Here is an 18,561-nt window from a genome sequence, read left to right as displayed (position 1 = left end):
GGATCGCCCCTCCACAACGGAAGCCTGGTCAGATCTCGAGCGAGAGACCGTCTGCGGCGAATCGTACCTCGCCATCGTACTGGCGACCGATCGACTCGAGCATCGACTCGCGATGGCCGTCCACGTGGGGATAGAGGTGGGTGAGGTAGACGCAGCCGATGTCGGTGCCCGTCAATGCTTCCCCCAACTCGGCGGGCGACGCGTGATTCGGGGTCGCCGTCTGGTCTGGGAACGAACAGTCGTGCACGAGAACGCTCGAGCCGTCCGCGAAGGCAGCCAGGTCGGCGAATGCTTCGGAGTCGCCGCTGAACGTGAAATCGCCAGCGGCGTCCTCGGTGGAGAACCGGTAGGCCAGACAGTCCATCGAGTGTCGAGTCGGGTACGCGTCCACGTCGATCGCACCGATGGAGAACTCGTGGGAACCGACCTCCCTGATGGTGAGGTCGATCCGATCCTGGAGATAGTCGTGGATCGAGAGCAGATCGTGGACGAGTGCCTCCGTTCCGGCCGGCCCGATCACCTCGAACTCGTCCTCTCCGGCCAGCCACCGTGCTTTCAACAGCGCCAGGAGGTCGTTGACGTGGTCGAGGTGGTGGTGGGTCAACAGGACGGTTCCGACGCCTTCGTAACCGACGTCGGTCGCGGCGAGCCGGTGGAGTATTCCCGCACCGCAATCGACGAGCAGCACCTGGTCGTTCGTCTCGAGCAGGATCCCGGTCTGATGGCGATCCGCAACCGGCATCGCGCTACCCGTTCCGAGGAACGTGACGTGCATTGCCGACACAAGGCGAAACGGGCACAAAAAGGCTGAGCAAGCAGCAACCCGTATCACGGGGGTAGCCGACGGGCACACGGTCGTCGAAGGCGATTCGCGATCGAAGATGAGGCCCCGTCCCTCCACAGACGAACGTTCGGTCGAGGTGGCCCATCGCCCACACTCGGGAGGAGACGAAAACCAGCTCGTCACGGTTCACGTCCGGGTGCTCGAGGGGCTTGATGCGGGCTAGCGCGCACAGCCAGCCTCGATCCATTCCGGCAGAGCCGAAGACAGTTGCCGAAGTCGATGGAGAGACCACTCGAGGCGATTCATCGCTGAACCGGGCAGTGAATTCGTACATTTGAGGAAGGTTTCGTTGGTGATAATTCTACTCTGTGCGGATTCCGAGAACAGGATTCATAACCAACACCGTAGGTTAGGAAATATATCGGAATTTGCAGCTATTTTCCAAAGGTTGATGGGATCTGGCACGTTATTGAGGGGCATGAATCTGCCAGAAACCGTGGCGATTAGCCTCGATGCGGACTCGCGAGGCACACGGACGGTCACACACCAGTATCCAGACACGGTATGATCGACGCCAGTTGCAGTCTCAACGGTGCCGTCAAACGGAGTGATGGACGATGACAACACCGGTCGTCGCCTTCGACAACTCCGGCACGCTCAGTGAAACGACCGTCGTCCGAAAGACGGTTGTACCGGGATACGACTGGCTCGAGTCGGTTCCTGCCACGCCGAGCAACCAGGGCGAGTTCGCCCTCGTGAATCTCGTTTGCGACGATCTCGAGCCCTTCCAGTCCACCGATCCCCTGGGAAGCGTGCTCGACGCCGCGGACGTCCCGATTCGCCTGGCGCTGTCGAACTGCGAGATGACGGTCGACCGGGCTCGAGAGCTGTTGTTCGAGGAACGAGACCTTCCTGCCAGAGTCGTCGCCGACCAGGTCGAGCTGGCAGTCGAACGGACGATGGATCGCGAGACGTCCCACCTGAAGACCAACACGCCACCGGCCGGTGCACAGCTCGTCGCCGACGTGGGCGAGAGGACGGTCGTTCGTGTCGTCGGCTACACGGCAACGCCGCTTCAGGTGTCGCCGGAGGTCGTCGCCTGGGCGTCCGAAAACGGGTACGATCCGCACATCGTCTCCGGAGACTCGACGAACATTCTCCAGTCGGTCGCAGACGTCGTCGGTATTCCAGCGGAAAACGTCCACCCGTACCAGTCAGCGGTCGACAAGCGCAGGACGGTCGAGTCGCTGGGTGAGGATCGACCGGTCGTCATGGTCGGCGACTTCGTGAACGACCGGTTCGCGTTCGAGGTGGCCGATTTCGCCGTGTTCATCGACGACGGAGATGCACGGACGAGCGAACGCTTGCAGCCGTTGGCCGACGTGACGGTCGATTCACTGGCAGCGGTACCAGACGCGCTTCGAATAAACCGTTCGGCCATCGTGGATGGGGGAGTCGATCTGTGAAACGAGAGGTCGCCAACCGACTCACCGGAGTTGTCCCGACCGAGTTGTCCGATCCGACGTTACAGGATAGTGCGGTCGTCGTCCCGATTCGCGAATCGGATTCGACCGGGGCCGAGATCGTCTTTATCCGACGAACCGCGTACCGGGACGAACACGCCGGTGAGATTGGGCTTCCCGGCGGACGGTCGAATCCGGGCGACGACTTTCCGCGGGAAACGGCATTACGCGAATTCACCGAGGAGACCGGCGTCTCGATCACGAACGTCGACCTGCTCGGTCGCGTCGATGACGTCGCGACCGAAACGGGGTACCGGATCGTCCCATTCGTCGGCCACGTCGACCCGAATGCAACGTTCGACCCCTGCGAGACCGAGGTCGAGGAACTCGTCTTCGTCCCGCTCGCGGTGCTTCAGGAACAGTACGACGGCTCCGACCAGCCGAAATTCGAATACGACGACGCGACGATCTGGGGGGCAACGGGGCAGATCGTCGGCTCGGTACTGAACGTTCTCGAGGAGTGACTCGAGTCTCGAGTATCTGGGCAGCTTAACGAAAGAGTCCGGGATTGCTCGCTGTTTACCGATCCGGATCCATCCGCGGATCGAGGACGTCCCGAAGGCCGTCGCCGAGCAGGTTGAACCCCATTACCGCGAAGATGATCGCCACGCCGGGGAAGAACCCGAACCACCATGCGTGGCCGAGATATCCTTTGGCAACCTGCAGCATCGATCCCCAGGAGGGATCCGGTGGCTGCATCCCGACACCCAGGAACGAGAGCGACGCCTCCACCAGGATCGCAGCGGCGGCCGTGATCGTCGCCTGAACCATGATCGCAGAGATACAGAACGGGAAGATGTGAAGCGCGATGATTCGGACGTTGGAACCACCGAGTGCCCTGGCCGCTTTCACGTGTTCTTCTTTCGAGGCGGAGACGGCGCTTCCGCGCGTAATACGGGCAAACTGTGGGATGAACACGATACCGATGGCGATGATGATGTTTGTCAGTCCCGTCCCGAAGACGGCGACGAGTGTCAACCCGAGCAGGACGGCCGGAAACGCGAACAACGAATCCATCAGTCGCATCAGGACGTTGTCGACGTGACCGCCGAAGTAGCCGGAGACGAGACCGACGGGAACGCCAATGGTCATGGAGATAACCGGGACGCCAAGGGCAACGATGAGTGCGATCCGCGCGCCGGCGAGAACACGGGAGAACAGATCGCGTCCGTAGTGATCAGTGCCGAACGGATGCGTCAGCGACGGCTCCGCGAGTGCGTGTGTCGGGTTCATTGCCGCGGGGTCGTGGGGAGCGAGATACGGGCCGAACACGCCGACCAGCACGAACGTCGAGAGAATCGCGGCACCGACGACTGCCAGTTTGCTCGCCAGGAATCGACGCCAGAACAACTTCGTACGGCGACGCAGTACTGATTCGGTGCCGCTGGAGTCGCTCAGTGATGGAAGTTTCGTGCTCATATTACCGATCTTGCAGCTTTGGATTCAGGTAGAAGTACGTGATGTCCACGATCGCGTTGACCGCGATGAACATGGCAGTGTAGACCAGTACGACACCCTGTAACATCATGTAGTCTCGGCTGTATATCGCATCGAGCAATAGCCGCCCCATCCCGGGGATGCTGAACACTTCCTCGATGACGATCGTGCCACCCAGGAGGTATCCGACCTGCATCCCGATTACCGTAATCACGGGGATGAAGGCGTTCTTCATCACGTGACGAAGGACGGTCATCTCGCTGACGCCCTTCATTCGGAGCGAATCCGGGTACTCCATGCGGATTTCTTCGAGCATTTCCGATCGAAGCATCCGCGTCACGATCGCGGCCATTGCGGTGCCGAGCGTGATACTCGGGAGGACGAGATAGCGGATCCCCTCGATCGGATCGTCGAGTGGTGAGACGTATCCGGTAACCGGAAACCAGCCGAACCAGACGGCGAACACCATCAACAACATAATCCCGAGCCAAAAGTTCGGAATGGAGACGCCGAGCAGCCCGAATGTGAGTGCGGCGTAGTCGCTCGAGGTATCCTGTTTGACAGCGCTAATCGTTCCGGCCGGGATCGCAATGGCCAGGGAAACGATGAATCCGCCGATTGCGACCGAGATCGTAATCGGAAGGCGCTGGAGAATTGCATCGGTTACTGACTGCCCTCCCATGTAGGAGTAGCCGAAGTCACCACGAACGACGCCGGACATATAGTCGATGTACTGAATATACAACGGCTGGTTCAGCCCCATCGACTCGCGTAGCGCCGCGAGTTGTTCGGGATCGGCGTCGGTTCCGAGCATAATGACGGCTGGATCCCCGGGAACCATCCGAATGAGTGCGACTATCGTGAACGAGACGATGAAGAGAACCGGAATCGCCGACAAAATTCGTTTAATTGCGTACTCGTGCACCTGCGTCATACGTTAGTTGGCGTCATATGGGGGTGAAGCGTTGTGAGGTGATGCTATCTCGTGAGATGGCGACGGATCGACTACTCGTCGACCCACATCGTCCAGTAGCGGTCGTACGGAAGCGTCCACTCCTCGAATCCATAAACGTTCGCACGGAGGCCATTGATGTCGTCGGTGTGAGCGACCGATACCCACGGAACGTGTTCCTGGACGAGTCCCTCGAGTTCGGCGTATATATCGAGACGTTCGTCCTCGTCGAGTTCGTCGCGACCAAGCTCGAGGAGCTCACGGACGCGGTCGGCGTCGGGTTGTTCGTCGTTGTACTTGTTGTACCCGTCTTCGACGAGGAACCCGTAGTAGTGGCGGTCGGGGTCGACCTTGTAGGGAACCGAGAACGACAGCGCACCGAAGTTCGATTCGACGAAGTCGTTGAGATGAGTACCCCACTCCTGGTTGTTGAGTTCGACGTCGACACCGATTTCGGCGAAGTTAGCCTGGATGATTTCGCCCATCGCTTCCTGAATGGAGTACTCGCTGGTGACTTTGATCTCGAGCGTTTCGCCCTCGAGCGGGTTTCCGGCCTCCTCGAGGATGCGCTGGGCTTCCTCGAGATCCTGCCAGCGTTCGTTATCGAGGTCGTAGTTCCAGACGTTTCCTTCCGGGAACGGCTGAACACCGGCCGACCCGAAGCCGAAGAGTGCGGCGTCGATAACCGCATCGCGGTCGATGACGTGGGCAGCGGCGCGTCGGACGGCGGGATCATCCCACGGTGGTTCACTGCAGTTGATGTGGATCATTGCCCACCCGGTTGCTTCGCTCAGGGCGACTTTCGTATCGTCATCGTTCTGGAGGGATTCGGCGTGTCGACCCGGAATCTCACGAGCGAAGTCGAGGTCGTCGTTTTGTAGTGCCAGTACGCGCGAGTCCGGATCCGGGGTAATGATTAGTTCGACCTCGTCGACGTGAGGGGCGTCCTCGACGTGATAATCGTCGAACGCCGACATCACGAGGCTGTTGTCCGGGGTGTACTCTTCGAACGCGAACGGTCCGGTGCCGACCGGCTCCTGGAAGTCGTCGATGTTCCCACCCTGCTCCTCGACGGCGTCTTCTGGCACGATGACCCAGTGGACACGGGCGAGATACTGTAAGAACGGGCCGAACGTCTCCTGGAGTTCGACTTCGACCTCGTATTCGTCGACGGCACGCACGTCCTCGACGGTCGCGAGCAGATCTGGACTCGTCGAGGCTTCCTCGTCCATCATACGTTCGAACGAGTAGACCACGTCGTCGGCGGTCATCTCGCCGTAGCCGTCGTGGAACTGAACGCCCTCTTTCAGGTGGAACGTATACGTCGTTCCGTCGACGTCGTAGTCATCGGCGAGTCGACCGACCGCTTCACCGTCGTCGAACGTGATCAGTGTCTCACAGATGTTGTATATCGCGTTCCACGAGACGACGCTCGAAATGTTGTGCGGATCCAGTCCCGTCAGGTCGGCTTCGTAGCCGACTCGAAGCGTTCCACCCTCGGTTACTTCGTCAGGTTCATCGTCTCCGTTGCCGTTGTCGTCGCCGAGGTCGGGTGTCCCGTTACCGTCGTCTTCATCGTCATCACCACCCATACACCCCGCGAGCGCACTGGCACCGACGACACCGGCCAGCTTGAGGAATTTTCTTCTTTCACCCACATTCTCACCAGGATCTTCCATATTGTCCATGATTATTAGGATACTGTTCTATCCACCTATAGCTGCTGGTTTAGATCAGTTTTGGAGACATTAGTACAAACACAAACAGTGAGAAGAGTGTGCCGATGGCGCCTCTCTACCGAAAGTTGTGGCGTCCGTGCCCCCAATTAGCATTGAATGATATTGACCAGGTATCGTAAATCATTAAACGAAATTTCGATACCGAGACCACCACCGAAATACGTGTGCAGATGTGGACGACAGACGCATCCTGCGTTTGTATGTCTCCTTCAGACGAGAATAAATCGAACCGGCCAGGGAAAAGCCTTTGTCCTCACTCACACAGATGTACACAAATGGCAGACCCGTTATTGGAGGTTGAAAATCTTACAACCACCTTTCGGACGAGCGAAGGGGAAGTGTCTGCAGTGGATGACATTTCTTATACGGTCTCCCCCAGCAATGCCGTCGGTATCGTCGGAGAGAGTGGCAGTGGGAAATCGGTGTCTGTTCGTTCGATCGTCCGCCTCATCGAATCGCCCGGCGAGATCAAATCGGGCACCGTCCGCTGGAAAGGGCGCGACGTACTCGAGATGAGCACCGACGAACTTCGCGCTATTCGCGGCAACGAAATCGCGATGGTGTTCCAAGAGCCACGCTCCGCGCTCGATCCTGCGTACACGGTCGGCTACCAGATCGCGGAAGGGATTCGTGCCCACGAGGATGTTAGTAAACAGGAGGCACACGAGCGGGCGATCAGCCTGCTCGAGGAGGTCGGGATACCGAACGCGGAGGAAGCCGTCAACCGCTATCCACACGAGTACTCCGGAGGGATGGCCCAGCGTGCACTCGTCGCCCAGGCGCTGGCGTGTGAGCCGGACTTGCTGATCGCGGACGAACCGACGACCGGACTGGACGTGACGATTCAGGCCCAGGTGATCGATCTCTTCGAACGATTGCAGGAGACTCGAGAGATGGCGCTGTTGATGATCACGCACGACCTCGGCGTCGTCTCGGAGGTGTGTGACGACGTGATCGTGATGTACGCCGGTCGGATTGCCGAGAAAGGGTCGCTCGAGGAGATCATTGCCGACCCAAAACATCCCTATACGCGAACGTTCCTGAACAGCGTCCCCAGAATCGACAATCCAGGTGAACTGGATCCGATAGACGGAATGCCACCGAACCTCGCCAACCCGCCATCCGGCTGTCGGTTCCACCCCCGGTGTCCAGACGCTAAACCGCTCTGTAAAGAGGAGCGCCCACCCGACGTCGAATTCGGCCCCCAACGAATGAGCGCCTGTTACATCCACACGGAGGAGTATCACCGATGACCATACCGTCACCGACCGAGGAGCGTGTGACGACCGAGCCACTCTTGAGTGTCGAAAATCTGAAGAAGTATTATCCGATTACCAGCGGGATCCTCAATCGCCACGTCGGTGACGTCAAAGCCGTCGACGGCGTGAGTTTCGACCTCTATCCGGGGGAAACCTTAGCGATCGTCGGCGAATCTGGCTGCGGGAAATCCACGCTGGCTGAAACGCTTCTCCAGTTACACGAACCGACAGCCGGCACGGTTCGCTACGATGGCAAGGATCTCGCTAGCCTCGACAGATCGGAGCTTCGACGGATTCGGCGGGATCTCCAGATGATTTTCCAGGATCCCTCTGCCAGCCTCAACGACCGAATGACCGTCGGACGAATTATCAAGGAGCCGATGAGCATTCACGGTGGCGTCGAGAACCCGAACGAGCGTGTTCGCGAGCTACTCAACGTCGTCGGGCTCGATCCGAACGACCACTTCAACCGATTCTCCCACGAGCTCTCCGGCGGGCAGTGTCAACGCGTCGGGATCGCTCGAGCCCTCGCGTTGAATCCATCCATCGTCGTCGCAGACGAGCCGGTGAGTGCACTCGACGTCTCCGTACAGGCACAGATCCTCTCGCTGCTCGAGGAGTTACAGACGACGTACGACCTCACGTTCCTGTTCGTGAGCCACGACATGAGCGTCGTCCGGCATATCGCCGACCGTGTGGCCGTCATGTATCTCGGCCGAATCGTCGAACTGACCGACGTCGAGACGCTGTTCGAGGATCCCAAACACCCCTACACGCAGTCGCTGCTCTCGAGCGTGCCGACCGTCGGCACTGGTGGCCGGTCGGACGACCGGATTCACCTCGAGGGCACGCCGCCGGATCCGGCCGATCCGCCCACTGGCTGTAACTTCCATCCACGATGCCAGTTGAAGCCCGAGTTGGCTGAGGGGGATCAACGGCAGTGTGAGGTCGAGGATCCTGACCTCGAAGACACGGGAATCGGATCGGTGGCCTGTCACCACTGGGCTGACTAACTCGACGAAACAGCGAGCACGCCAACGCTGTGGGGTGGCAGTTGTTTCGAAGCGGTATGGCTGACGCATAGCAATTCACGCTCGAGTCACGACACCCGCCCTACTAATCAAACCATCACGACACACGTCGTGCCGACTACAGCAACTCGAGCAGCGTACCGATGGTCTGATCCGAATATCAACGCCTCGGCGTCGTCGCTCAGCCGAATCAACCAGTCCGTTCCCCTGATGAACTGTCAAATCGTCAAAAAGATCTATACACTCACACGACGTTCATTCTACCGGTGAATACCATGAGCACAGTTACAACTGAAACCGGAGCCTACTCCCTGGAAGAGGGATGGAGAACACTTGCGCTAGCGGGTGCGGTCGTCGCGATACTCGGCCTACTCGCAATGATCCTTCCCGTCGCCACGGGAATCGCGATCACCTACGTCATCGGCGCCATGCTGGTATTGGGCGGCGTCGTCCACGGCGCACACGCCTACACCGCGAGAGGATGGACGGGAACGAGCTGGCAGGTCGTCCTCGCCGCGGTTTCGATCGCGGCCGGGATCCTCCTCCTGGTGAACCCGATCATCGGCCTCATGACCATCACGCTGCTGGCCATCGGCTACCTGATCGTCGACGGCCTGGCGGAACTGGGCACGAGCCTTCGCATGGGCAGCGGATCGGGCCGTGGCTGGATCGCAGCCAGCGGCGTCCTCTCGCTCGTCCTGGCAGTCTTCCTCTTTGCCGGCTTCCCCGTGACTGCTGCCTGGTTCGTCGGCTTCGTAGTCGGCGCGAGCCTGCTCTTCACGGGCCTCTCGATGGTGGGCGTTGCCTACGGCGGACGCCACCTCGAGGAGGACGTCACCCCGCCCGCGGCTGAACCCCGTGGTGCGTGAACCGGGTTTCTTTTCGCGATGCTATGACGCGCTGAGGCGTGTGAACGCGCGTAGCTGAACATATCAACTCGAGGGCACCGATACGAGAGGCACCCCCACACAGTAGGCCGGAAATACGATCAGTCACCGCTATCCGGACGAGCCCGTACACAGAGGGTATCCGGTTCGTGCATGGCCGTCTCGTACCGGTCTTGATTCGCTTCCCTGTAGCCCTCCTGTGGGGTGATCTCACGAAACGCCTCCAGTCGAAAGCCGCTCTCCGTGAGCGAGTGGATGACCTCACCGATCGGCCGGTGGTACTGTTCGACGGTGGCCCCCGTGTCGCCCCACTCGAGCGTGTGCGAATCGACGTCGTAGTAGCTATCGAACTCGTCACGGTGGCGTCGGTACCGTCGCATGGGGTGTATCACTGCGAACAGCAGCGCCCCGTCGCCAGCGAGGATTCGGCGGAACTCCTCGAACACCGGTCGCCAGCGTTCGATGTGTCCCAGAACGAGGATCGAAACCACGAGGTCGAACTCGTCGTCGGCCGCGAACGCGAGGGGTTCGGTGAGATCGGCGTGGTGAAACGTGGCCCGATCCCCGAAGCGGTCGGTCGCGACCCCGATCGCTCGAGCGCTGTGATCGACGCCAACGACATCACCACCGCGTTCGAGGAGACGATTCGTGTACTCGCCGATCCCGCAGCCGGCGTCGAGAATCCGTTTGCCAGTGAGGTCGGGGAGCATCGACCGAACGCCCGGCCACACGTAGTGGCGCTGGTAGTCGCTCTCGCCCCACGGACTCGTTTGCACGCTGTCTCGCCGTTCTGCCAATAGATGTAGCCCGCAGCGGTTGGGGTCGTCTCCCGTTCGTTATCAGTCATCGTTACGCACCTGAACGATCCGTCCTACCTTTCAAAACCTTAGACGCAGTGATATATTTTCTGCCGCCGTCCGTGTGAGTCACTTGGGCGAAGAGAGTCACCGAGTCGGGTCGGCTGGACGAACGTTCCGATTCGACCGGAAGACGTTGTCCGGGTCGTACGCCGTTTTGGCCGAGACGAGGCGATCAAAGTTCGCCTCGTACGTCGCTCGCAACCGCTTCTCGTCGTCGTCCGCGGTCTGGAAGTTGACGTAGTTCCCGCCGGTCGAAAACGGCTGGAACTGCTCCCACGCCTCCCGAATCCACTGCTGATGGGCCGCCGATTGTGGGTCGTCTGGCTCCCACATCCCCGCCGCCCCGTACACGAAGCGAGCGTCGCGGTTGCCGACGGCGCCGTCGCCTTCCTCGCGTTCGTTGAGCGCCCCACCAACGTGTGCGAATAGCAACTGTGCGCCCGGGATTGGGCACTCCGCAGCCAGCTCCCGCATCGTCGACAGGAACTCGTCACCCAGTTCGGACGCGAACTCGGTCTTCCAGTAGTAGTTGTGGCCTTTCGGCTGGGTCGCGTCGAGGTACGACTGGAGCTGCGTGTACGGCTGTTCCTGGAGGAGGTCGACGACCGGCTCTCCCAGCCCCCGAATCGGTGACAGTACCTCCTCCACGGTCTCGAGGTCGCCGCTGTAGCACACGGCCATCGCACAGATCCGTTTGCCGTGCCACTCCTCGGGAACGAACGGTGCTGGGGGCGCACGACGAAGAATCAGAAACGCGGTGAGCGTCCGCGGCGCTTCATCCGTGAGTGCGCGATACGTCTCGAGGACGTCCTCGGCCGAGTCGAACGGCCACGCAATTAGCCCGCCGTAGACGGTCGGCCCGACGGCGTGTAACTGGAACGTAAACGACGTGACGACGCCGAAGTTGTGGCCAGCGCCGCGAACGGCCCAGAAGAGATCCGCGTTCGTCTCGCGACTGGCGCGCCGAACCTCCCCGTCGGCGGTGACGATTTCGACCTCGAGCAGGTTGTCGACCGCCCAGCCGAATCGGCGGGTCAGGTAGCCGAAGCCGCCACCGAGGGTCAGGCCGGCCAGCCCGGTCTCGGAGACGAAGCCGAGCGGGGTGGCGAGACCGTGCAGTTGCGTTTCACGGTCGACGTCGCCGACGAGACAGCCGCCCTGGGCCGTCGCCGTCCGGGAGTCTGGATCGACGACGACCCCGCGTAGACGGCACAGATCGATGGTCAGGCCGCCGTCGACGAGGGCGGTTCCGGCGATGTTGTGGCCGCCACCTTTCACCGATATCGAGAGGTCGTGGTCGCGGGCGAACTCGACTGCCGCGACGACGTCGGCCGTCCCGGTTGGCTGGACGACCAGGGCGGGCGTTTTCTCGATCATCCCGTTCCAGAGGCGCGTCGCCTCCTCGAAGCCGGTGTCCGCCGGAAAGAGTATCGACCCGCGCACGCGGTGGTCGAACGACTCGAGTGTCTCTGCTGAGAGTGACGTCGTTTCTCCGTCCTGCGTTGTGATAGTCGTCTGGCTCATGGCATCGTCGATAGCACGTGGTCACGAGTAAGATAGCTAGCCGACGACAATATTCCAGCCGCTGTGTTTCGTGCGAACGGTGCAAGGTGCCCACGCAGTGCAATCGTACTGGCCTCTGCAAACCAGGTGGCCTCCCTCGGTCGTTGAGTCACCTCCGGTGTCCCCGTCGACGGGCTTAGGGTGCTGGTCACTACGACAAATCGAGCGATCGAGCGGTGCTCTCCCGAGTCTCGATTCCGAGAGGCGACTTCAATCTGCCGCGATCCGATGATCTACGCTGGCGTTCCACAGCCCTCTACCCGAACATAGTTCTCCCACAACCCAGTAAAACTGGAATATGTTCTTCGACACCCCACAATCAATGCACGCCTTCTCGAGCAACGCCGCATCCTCCCAAAACTTGATGACTGTTCAAATCGATCCTCGAGTATGCATGATAGTGACCAACGCGTGATCGTGACCGGCGCTGGCTCGGGCATGGGTGAGGCGACCGCTCGGCGGTTCGCCGACGTGGGGGCGAGCGTCCTGGTCGTCGACCTCGAGGAAACCGCCGCGGAATCGACCGCCGACGCCATCGGCGCCGACGGCGGGGATGCCGTGACCCACGTCGCCGACGTCTCCGACCCGGAGGCGGTCGAGGGGATGATCGACCGAGCCGTCACCGAGTTCGGCGGCCTGGACGTGTTGCACAACAACGCCGGCATTCCACAGGAGTCGACGCCCGTCGAAGACGTCGACGAAGAGACGTGGGACGCGATCCAGGACGTCAACCTCAAAAGCGCCTTCCTCGGAACGAAGTACGCGGTGCCACACCTGCGCGAGTCCGACGCCGGCGTGATTCTCAACACGGCCTCGACGGCGGCGATACGGCCACGAACCGGCCTCTCGGCGTACGTCGCCTCGAAGGCGGGCATGGTCGGACTGACGAAACAACTCGCCTACGAACTGGCCGACGACGGCATCCGAGTCAACGCCATCTGCCCGGTCGCGACGGACACGCCCATGTTACAGGACTTCGCCGCCGGCGACCTCAGCGTCGAGTCGATGCACGACACCATCCCGCTGGGGCGGCTGTGTGAACCGACGGACGTCGCCGCCGCGGCCGTCTTCCTCGCCAGCGAGGATGCCGCAATGATAACGGGGACGGCGCTCGAGGTCGACGGTGGACGTGACATCTGAGGTGGCCACGAGATGACGACACGCGACGCGATCACCGACGCCGTCGACCGAAAGTACGAGGAGGGCCTCGCATTCCTCGAGGAGTTCCTGCGCATTGAGACCGAAAATCCGCCGGGCATGAACTACCGCGAGGGCGCAGAATTCCTCCGCGACCAGCTCGAGGCGCGCACCTACGACGTCGACCTGCTCACCGTCCCCGAGTCCGTCGTCGCCGAGTACTACCCGGATCGAACCGATCACGAGCGAGTGAACGTCCTCGCCCACCTGGACGAGGGACGGGAGGGACCTGACATTCACTTCACCGGCCACTTCGACGTGGTGCCGGCGGGCGAGGACTGGGCGACCGACCCCTACGAGCCCCGTCTCGAGGACGGAAAGCTCTACGCCCGCGGCTCGAGCGATATGAAATCGGGCATCGCCGCGAGCGTGCTCGCGATCGACGCCCTCCGGGAACTCGACGTACCAATCCGAGGAACGATCACCCAGAGCATGACCGTCGACGAGGAGACCGGCGGGTTCACCGGCCTGGGTGAACTGGTGCGGGAGGGGCACCTCTCCGCGGAGAACACCGACTACTGCGTCTACACCGAGTGTTTCGACTCCTCGCGCATCTGTCTCGGCCACCGCGGCGTGTTGAAGTTCCGAGTTCGCACACACGGCGAGAAGGCCCACGGCTGCATGGCCCACGACGGGCACAACGCCGTGATGGCGATGAACGACTTCCTCACCCGGATCGACGCCTACCGCGACCGTCTCCACGAGCGGACGACCGACGAACCCGTCGTCCCGTCGGAGTCCGCCCGAGCCGACATCTCGGCGACGATGATCGACGCGGGCTACTCCGAGAACGTCGTCCCCGACCGGTGTACCTCGACGTTCTACCGCGTGCTGGTACCCGAAGAGAGCGTCGAGAGCGCTCGCGAGGAGATTCAAACGCTGATGGCCGAGACCGAGGCCGCGACCGGTACCCGTGTCGAGTACGAGGAGATCATGTTCGCCGAACCCGCCATCGTCTCCCGGGACTGTACGGTCGCCCAGTCGTTCGCCCGCGAGATCGAACCTCACCACGGGAAACCCGAGTACGTCGTCTCGCCGGGGTCGGACGACCAGCGCTTCGTCGTCAACGACGCCGGCATCGAGGAGTGTATCGTCTACGGGCCGGGGTTGCTCGAGCAGGCCCACGTCGAAGACGAGTACGTGCCAACGGAGGAGGTCGTCACCGCGGCGAAGGTGATGGCCGCGGCCACGGCCGATTTGATGGGGGAGCTAGATGGTTGAGGGTGGCTCCGGCGAATTGGAAGACGGACAGCTTCCGTCGCTCGAGACCGTTCGCGAGCGGGCGCTCGCCGGTGTCGACGGCGATGGGGTGAACGTCTTGGCTCACTCACTCGAGGGCGACGACCTGCTCTCGGCCGTCGACCGGGCAACGATCGAGCCAGAAGACGGCGGCCCGGAACGAGACGCCTACGTCGGCACTGATGGCGCACGGGCCGGGCTGCTCGCAGCCGCCGCGACGGTGACCGCCGACTCCGACGCCCGGTTGCACTACCCGGAGGCAGAATTTGATCTCACCGCCGAGGGGCCGTGGCTCGTCCTCGAGCCCCTGGGCGGCCGCCTGGGGACGGTGTCTCGCGGCCGGGCGACGGTAACCGTCACCCTAGAGCGCTCGGCAGGGAATCGCGTGGCCGACGATCACGAGCGAGTGGGGTCGGTGCTCGAGGCAGCCCAGCCTGACCACGAGTATTACCCGGTCGACGACGACGACCTGGGGGTGTTCACAACGGGAATGACGACGTTCGCGCTCGAGTCGATGCAGGTCGCCGATGAGACGATGGTCGTCGCGTTCGACGTCCGGACGACGCCAGCGACGACGGCCGACGCTGTCGAGGCCCGTTTCGAGGACTGTTCGGGCGTCACGAATGTTCGTCTCGAGCGCCTGAGCGGCGTCCAACGGGCGGTTCCCGACCCAGCGGTTCGAGAAGCGGCCGAGGCCGCCCACGTCTCGATCGTAGGGGACGACGAGTACGCGTGGCTCCCACCGACCGCGCCGTTCACGGCGGTTCCCAGCCCGAACAAACTCGCCCTCGGAACCGGCGCTGCGGGCCAGTCGTTCGACGCCGAGGACGTCGAGACGTGTCGTCGGCTGCTCGAGCGAACGATCGAGACGCTGGAAATGGGAGCGAAAGGGATCGAGGGATCCCGATGAGAACCGTCACCGAACCCGCCGAAGGCGAGTACGTCCGCGTCGAACCGAGCGACGAGCCGGGCATCCGGATCAACGGGATTCCGGCGACCCTCGAGCACGTCCGCAAGGCCGACGTTCGCGTCGATCTGGTCGAATCGCTCGAGGGCGTCTCGAGAAACCGCGCCTTCGTCGTCGAACACGTTCTCGGGCCGCTTCGACTGGGTGGCGTCACGGCCGCGAACGTCGTCGGGATCACCAGCGAGTGGGACTTCACGAGGCCCGAACACCGGATCTGTTATTCGAGCGAGCGCGGCCCCGACGCCGTCGTCAGCCATCCAGCGGGACTGCCGAACCCGGCACTCGCCAGGGCGGTGGCCGACGTCGGTACCGAACGTTCTGGTACCGAACGCCGGACGACCGTGGGTGAGACGATTTCGTTCGAGACGAACGACGGGAAGATCACCGTTTCGCCCCGAGACGTCGGTGCTGGTGTCGAACTCGATCTACGCTACGAGGGTCAGCGCTTCACGGCCGAGGTGCCCGCCGACGGCGCCGACCCGGCCGTGACCGAGGCCATCACGACGTCGACGACGCCGTACCTGGCTCCCGACGCGGCGGTTGCAGTCACTCACTCGGCCGCCGACGTCCTCTCGGACGTTGTCGTGATCGGCGGCCTGGACGACGTTCAGATCGACGCCGACCTCGGCGGTGCCTACCACGCGCTGACGGTCGGCGTCGCTCGAAAGGCACACGAGCACGGGCTGGTCGTCGAACGGGAACTCGAGTGACGTCAAGAATTCCTCTATAGGCGGTGCAGGGCGAGAACCCCGACCCATGTGGTCGGTTTTGTTCACTATCCGCGGTTCGGTACCACGCCCGAAAATAGCCAGTGTCCTCGACGGCGACCCGACGATTGCGGAAATAACACACCTCTTTTATGTTTCACCGTGCTCAACTGAGCGTATGTCAAAAACTCGCTCTCGAGCCGAGACCTTCGATCAGACCGATATCGACCTGCTCGAGTACATAGAGAACGACTTCGACGTCAACCTCAACGTCCTCTCCGAAGAGCTTGGGTTGTCGAAATCGGCGATCCACTACCGCCTCGAGAAGCTCAAAAAGCGCGGGGTGATCAAGGGCGTCACCGCCGACCTCGACCCGGTGCCGTTCGGCCTCGACATGGTGGCGATCACCGAGGTGGCGGTGACACACGAGCAGGGCTACTCCGAGGACATCGGCACGGATCTCGCCGGGATCGACGGCATCGAACAGGTCTACTACACGATGGGGGACGTCGATTTCGTCACCATCATGCGCGTCCAGGATCGCGAGCAGATGAACGAGGTGCTCGACGAAATCGTCGGCATCGACGGCGTCAAAGAGACCTCTTCGCGGTTCGTCATGGACGAGATCAAAAGCTCCCCGAGCGTCGTGTCGGTGATGTCGGACGACATGAAGGGAATCGTGCAAAAAGAGGAGTGAGCGACTGGACTCGATTCTAATTTCTCGAGCGGTCTGGGGGGAGTCTACAGCGATCTCGAGAGTATATCCACTTCGAGCCCGTTACTCCTCGGGCCAGCGCTCGATGTAGACCGTCTCGTCGGTGTAGAATCGGACGACGTCCTCGGCCTGCGCGTGGAGGTCGCCGAAGAACGAGTCCTTCTGACCGCCAAAGTGGAAGAACGCCATCGGCGCGGCGGTGCCTGCGTTGACCGCGAGGTTTCCGGCCTCGGCCTCGTGGCGGAACTGCCGGGCCTCCGCGCCGCTTCCCGTAAAGAGGCTGGCGGCGTTGCCGAAGTCGCTGCGGTTCATGACCTCGATCCCCTCGGCGACGTTCTCGACGGGCATCAGTCCGAGCACCGGGCCGAAGATCTCCTCTCGAGAGATGACCATCTCGGGGGTGACGTCCCGGAAGACACACGGGCCGAGGAAGTTCCCAGCCTCGTCGACGTCGACGTCCCGCCCGTCGACGACCAGTTCGGCCCCCTCCTCGAGACCCGTCTCGACGTACTCGCGAACCCGCTGTTCGTGTTCCGGCGTGATGAGCGGGCCGACGGTCGTGTCTTCCTCGAGGCCGTTGCCGACGACCTGGCGGTCGGCTTCCGCGGCGACGAGGTCGACGAACGACTCGTACACCGACTCCTCGACGAGCACGACGTCGTTTGCGAGACACCGCTCACCCGAGCAGGCTAGCGCCGAGCTGACGGTCTTTTCGGCAGCGAACTCGAGGTCGGCGGTCTCGGAGACGATGACGTGGTTTTTCGCCCCGCCCTGTGCCTGGACGCGCTTGCCGTTGGCGGCGCTCTGTTCGTAGACGTGTTTGGCAACGGGCGTGCTGCCGACGAAGGAGATTCCTTCGATGCCGTCGTGTTCGATGAGGGCGGTGACGGTGTCGACGCTGCCGTTGACCAGTTGAACGACACCGTCGGGGAAGCCGGCCTCGTCGATGAGTTCGAACATCCGCTCGGCGACGAGTGGATCACGCTCGCTCGGTTTCAAGATGAAGCTGTTGCCGGTCGCCACCGCATAGGGGAGGAACCACAGCGGGATCATGCCGGGGAAGTTGAACGGTGTGATCGCGGCGAACACGCCCAGGGGCTCTCTGACGGCCGTCTCGTCGATCGACGGGGCAGCGTTCTGGACGTGGCCCCCCTGCATCAGCGTCGGGATACCGCAGGCGACCTCGACGTTCTCGATTCCTCGACGGAGTTCGCCGCGGGCCTCGCCAATCGTCTTGCCGTGCTCTCGAACGAGAATCTCGGCGAGTTCCTGCTGGTGTTCCTCGAGCAGCGGTTTGAGTTCGAACAGCGGCTGGATGCGCGCTTCGACCGGCGTCCGTCGCCACTGTTCGAACGCGTCGGCGCCAGCCTGGACGGCTGCATCCACGTCGTCTTCGGAGCTGTATCCGACGTAGCCGAGGGTCTCCCCGGTAGCGGGGTTGACGACGTCCTGGCCGTCGTCGGCCGTCGGGGCGACCCAGTCGCCGTCGACGTAGTTTCGCACATCGCCACCTGAGGCTGAGCTATCGTGTGACATTTATCTATGACTGTTCGTGCACCCCTATAAGGGTTCTGGAGATGCTGAACAATATTCTCTCGAACAGTGGTGAGAAGTAATTAGTCTAGAATAACAAGCTTAGATAGGACACTGTCCAGTCGATTTTGAGCAGGGATAAATATTAATCAATGGAGAGTCAACGTG

General features: G+C 61.9%; 17 protein-coding genes. 10 read left to right on the top strand and 7 right to left on the bottom strand.

The features are described 5' to 3' along the window. Positions 1-28: 28 nt before the first annotated feature. Positions 29-775 (bottom strand): MBL fold metallo-hydrolase, encoded by a 747-nt coding sequence (locus tag NGM68_RS03710; protein ID WP_252700304.1) that lies wholly within the window; start codon positions 773-775, stop codon positions 29-31. A gap of 626 nt (positions 776-1,401) precedes the next feature. Here NGM68_RS03710 and NGM68_RS03705 point away from each other — a divergent pair. Both NGM68_RS03705 and NGM68_RS03700 read left to right on the top strand, forming a co-directional pair. Next, entirely contained in the window at positions 1,402-2,250 is an 849-nt protein-coding gene (locus NGM68_RS03705; protein ID WP_252700303.1) for an HAD family hydrolase, read from the top strand. Next, complete coding sequence (locus NGM68_RS03700; RefSeq protein WP_252700302.1) at positions 2,247-2,771, top strand: NUDIX hydrolase; 525 nt, start codon at positions 2,247-2,249, stop codon at positions 2,769-2,771. Before NGM68_RS03705 ends, NGM68_RS03700 begins: the two co-directional genes overlap by 4 nt. 55 nt (positions 2,772-2,826) lie before the next feature. On the opposite strand, the gene NGM68_RS03695 is transcribed toward NGM68_RS03700, so the two are convergent. From NGM68_RS03695 to NGM68_RS03685, 3 genes are all read right to left on the bottom strand, one after another. Beyond that, entirely contained in the window at positions 2,827-3,726 is a 900-nt protein-coding gene (locus NGM68_RS03695) for an ABC transporter permease (RefSeq protein ID WP_252700301.1), read from the bottom strand. Between the two features lies 1 nt (position 3,727). Next, the gene (locus tag NGM68_RS03690; protein WP_252700300.1) at positions 3,728-4,678 is read right to left on the bottom strand and encodes an ABC transporter permease; all 951 of its coding nucleotides are present in this window, start codon (positions 4,676-4,678) and stop codon (positions 3,728-3,730) included. Positions 4,679-4,749: 71 nt separating this feature from the next. After that, complete coding sequence (locus NGM68_RS03685; RefSeq protein WP_252700299.1) at positions 4,750-6,354, bottom strand: ABC transporter substrate-binding protein; 1,605 nt, start codon at positions 6,352-6,354, stop codon at positions 4,750-4,752. 251 nt (positions 6,355-6,605) lie between these two features. Here NGM68_RS03685 and NGM68_RS03680 point away from each other — a divergent pair, with 251 nt between their 5' ends. The 3 genes from NGM68_RS03680 (at position 6,606) to NGM68_RS03670 (ending at position 9,594) form a co-directional block, all read left to right on the top strand. Beyond that, complete coding sequence (locus tag NGM68_RS03680; protein ID WP_311136055.1) at positions 6,606-7,688, top strand: ABC transporter ATP-binding protein; 1,083 nt, start codon at positions 6,606-6,608, stop codon at positions 7,686-7,688. Continuing rightward, positions 7,685-8,707 (top strand): ABC transporter ATP-binding protein, encoded by a 1,023-nt coding sequence (locus NGM68_RS03675; protein ID WP_252700297.1) that lies wholly within the window; start codon positions 7,685-7,687, stop codon positions 8,705-8,707. The genes NGM68_RS03680 and NGM68_RS03675 overlap by 4 nt, the downstream gene beginning before the upstream one ends. 293 nt (positions 8,708-9,000) lie before the next feature. Beyond that, positions 9,001-9,594 carry an HdeD family acid-resistance protein gene (locus NGM68_RS03670; protein WP_252700296.1) on the top strand — a complete coding sequence of 198 codons (594 nt, stop codon included), beginning with the start codon at positions 9,001-9,003 and terminating at the stop codon, positions 9,592-9,594. A gap of 119 nt (positions 9,595-9,713) precedes the next feature. Here NGM68_RS03670 and NGM68_RS03665 read toward each other — a convergent pair whose 3' ends face one another. Both NGM68_RS03665 and NGM68_RS03660 read right to left on the bottom strand, forming a co-directional pair. Continuing rightward, complete coding sequence (locus NGM68_RS03665; RefSeq protein WP_252700295.1) at positions 9,714-10,388, bottom strand: class I SAM-dependent methyltransferase; 675 nt, start codon at positions 10,386-10,388, stop codon at positions 9,714-9,716. A 168-nt stretch (positions 10,389-10,556) separates the two neighbouring features. Next, complete coding sequence (locus NGM68_RS03660; protein ID WP_252700294.1) at positions 10,557-11,996, bottom strand: FAD-binding oxidoreductase; 1,440 nt, start codon at positions 11,994-11,996, stop codon at positions 10,557-10,559. A gap of 429 nt (positions 11,997-12,425) precedes the next feature. On the opposite strand from NGM68_RS03660, the gene NGM68_RS03655 reads away from it, so the two are divergent. The 5 genes from NGM68_RS03655 (at position 12,426) to NGM68_RS03635 (ending at position 16,842) form a co-directional block, all read left to right on the top strand. Beyond that, positions 12,426-13,175 (top strand): SDR family NAD(P)-dependent oxidoreductase, encoded by a 750-nt coding sequence (locus NGM68_RS03655; RefSeq protein ID WP_252700293.1) that lies wholly within the window; start codon positions 12,426-12,428, stop codon positions 13,173-13,175. 12 nt (positions 13,176-13,187) lie between these two features. Then, positions 13,188-14,453: an ArgE/DapE family deacylase gene (locus NGM68_RS03650; RefSeq protein ID WP_252700292.1), complete on the top strand. Its 1,266-nt coding sequence runs from the start codon at positions 13,188-13,190 to the stop codon at positions 14,451-14,453. Beyond that, a complete protein-coding gene (locus NGM68_RS03645) occupies positions 14,446-15,381 on the top strand; it encodes a zinc-binding metallopeptidase family protein (RefSeq protein WP_252700291.1) in 936 nt (311 codons plus the stop codon). The genes NGM68_RS03650 and NGM68_RS03645 overlap by 8 nt, the downstream gene beginning before the upstream one ends. Next, the gene (locus NGM68_RS03640) at positions 15,378-16,148 is read left to right on the top strand and encodes a hypothetical protein (protein ID WP_252700290.1); all 771 of its coding nucleotides are present in this window, start codon (positions 15,378-15,380) and stop codon (positions 16,146-16,148) included. Before NGM68_RS03645 ends, NGM68_RS03640 begins: the two co-directional genes overlap by 4 nt. Positions 16,149-16,323: 175 nt before the next feature. Beyond that, positions 16,324-16,842 carry an Lrp/AsnC family transcriptional regulator gene (locus NGM68_RS03635; RefSeq protein ID WP_252700289.1) on the top strand — a complete coding sequence of 173 codons (519 nt, stop codon included), beginning with the start codon at positions 16,324-16,326 and terminating at the stop codon, positions 16,840-16,842. 81 nt (positions 16,843-16,923) lie between these two features. Here NGM68_RS03635 and mmsA read toward each other — a convergent pair whose 3' ends face one another. Further along, positions 16,924-18,396: a CoA-acylating methylmalonate-semialdehyde dehydrogenase gene (gene mmsA / locus NGM68_RS03630; RefSeq protein ID WP_252700288.1), complete on the bottom strand. Its 1,473-nt coding sequence runs from the start codon at positions 18,394-18,396 to the stop codon at positions 16,924-16,926. Between the last annotated feature and the right edge of the window lie 165 nt (positions 18,397-18,561).

Origin of the sequence: Natronosalvus vescus, from assembly GCF_023973145.1 — an archaeon.
Lineage (GTDB): Archaea > Halobacteriota > Halobacteria > Halobacteriales > Natrialbaceae > Natronosalvus > Natronosalvus vescus.
The sequence above is the reverse complement of the archived record's forward strand: the minus strand, read 5'-3'. Positions and strand labels throughout refer to the sequence as shown.

What these genes read in the sequence shown, in the direction of transcription:
- NGM68_RS03710 (WP_252700304.1), bottom strand. Translation starts at nt 775, where the DNA reads ATGCACGTCACGTTCCTCGGAACGGGTAGCGCGATGCCGGTTGCGGAT.
- NGM68_RS03705 (WP_252700303.1), top strand. Translation starts at nt 1,402, where the DNA reads ATGACAACACCGGTCGTCGCCTTCGACAACTCCGGCACGCTCAGTGAA.
- NGM68_RS03695 (WP_252700301.1), bottom strand. Translation starts at nt 3,726, where the DNA reads ATGAGCACGAAACTTCCATCACTGAGCGACTCCAGCGGCACCGAATCA.
- NGM68_RS03690 (WP_252700300.1), bottom strand. Translation starts at nt 4,678, where the DNA reads ATGACGCAGGTGCACGAGTACGCAATTAAACGAATTTTGTCGGCGATT.
- NGM68_RS03680 (WP_311136055.1), top strand. Translation starts at nt 6,606, where the DNA reads ATGTGGACGACAGACGCATCCTGCGTTTGTATGTCTCCTTCAGACGAG.
- NGM68_RS03675 (WP_252700297.1), top strand. Translation starts at nt 7,685, where the DNA reads ATGACCATACCGTCACCGACCGAGGAGCGTGTGACGACCGAGCCACTC.
- NGM68_RS03670 (WP_252700296.1), top strand. Translation starts at nt 9,001, where the DNA reads ATGAGCACAGTTACAACTGAAACCGGAGCCTACTCCCTGGAAGAGGGA.
- NGM68_RS03660 (WP_252700294.1), bottom strand. Translation starts at nt 11,996, where the DNA reads ATGAGCCAGACGACTATCACAACGCAGGACGGAGAAACGACGTCACTC.
- NGM68_RS03655 (WP_252700293.1), top strand. Translation starts at nt 12,426, where the DNA reads ATGCATGATAGTGACCAACGCGTGATCGTGACCGGCGCTGGCTCGGGC.
- NGM68_RS03650 (WP_252700292.1), top strand. Translation starts at nt 13,188, where the DNA reads ATGACGACACGCGACGCGATCACCGACGCCGTCGACCGAAAGTACGAG.
- NGM68_RS03645 (WP_252700291.1), top strand. Translation starts at nt 14,446, where the DNA reads ATGGTTGAGGGTGGCTCCGGCGAATTGGAAGACGGACAGCTTCCGTCG.
- NGM68_RS03640 (WP_252700290.1), top strand. Translation starts at nt 15,378, where the DNA reads ATGAGAACCGTCACCGAACCCGCCGAAGGCGAGTACGTCCGCGTCGAA.
- NGM68_RS03635 (WP_252700289.1), top strand. Translation starts at nt 16,324, where the DNA reads ATGTCAAAAACTCGCTCTCGAGCCGAGACCTTCGATCAGACCGATATC.
- mmsA (WP_252700288.1), bottom strand. Translation starts at nt 18,396, where the DNA reads ATGTCACACGATAGCTCAGCCTCAGGTGGCGATGTGCGAAACTACGTC.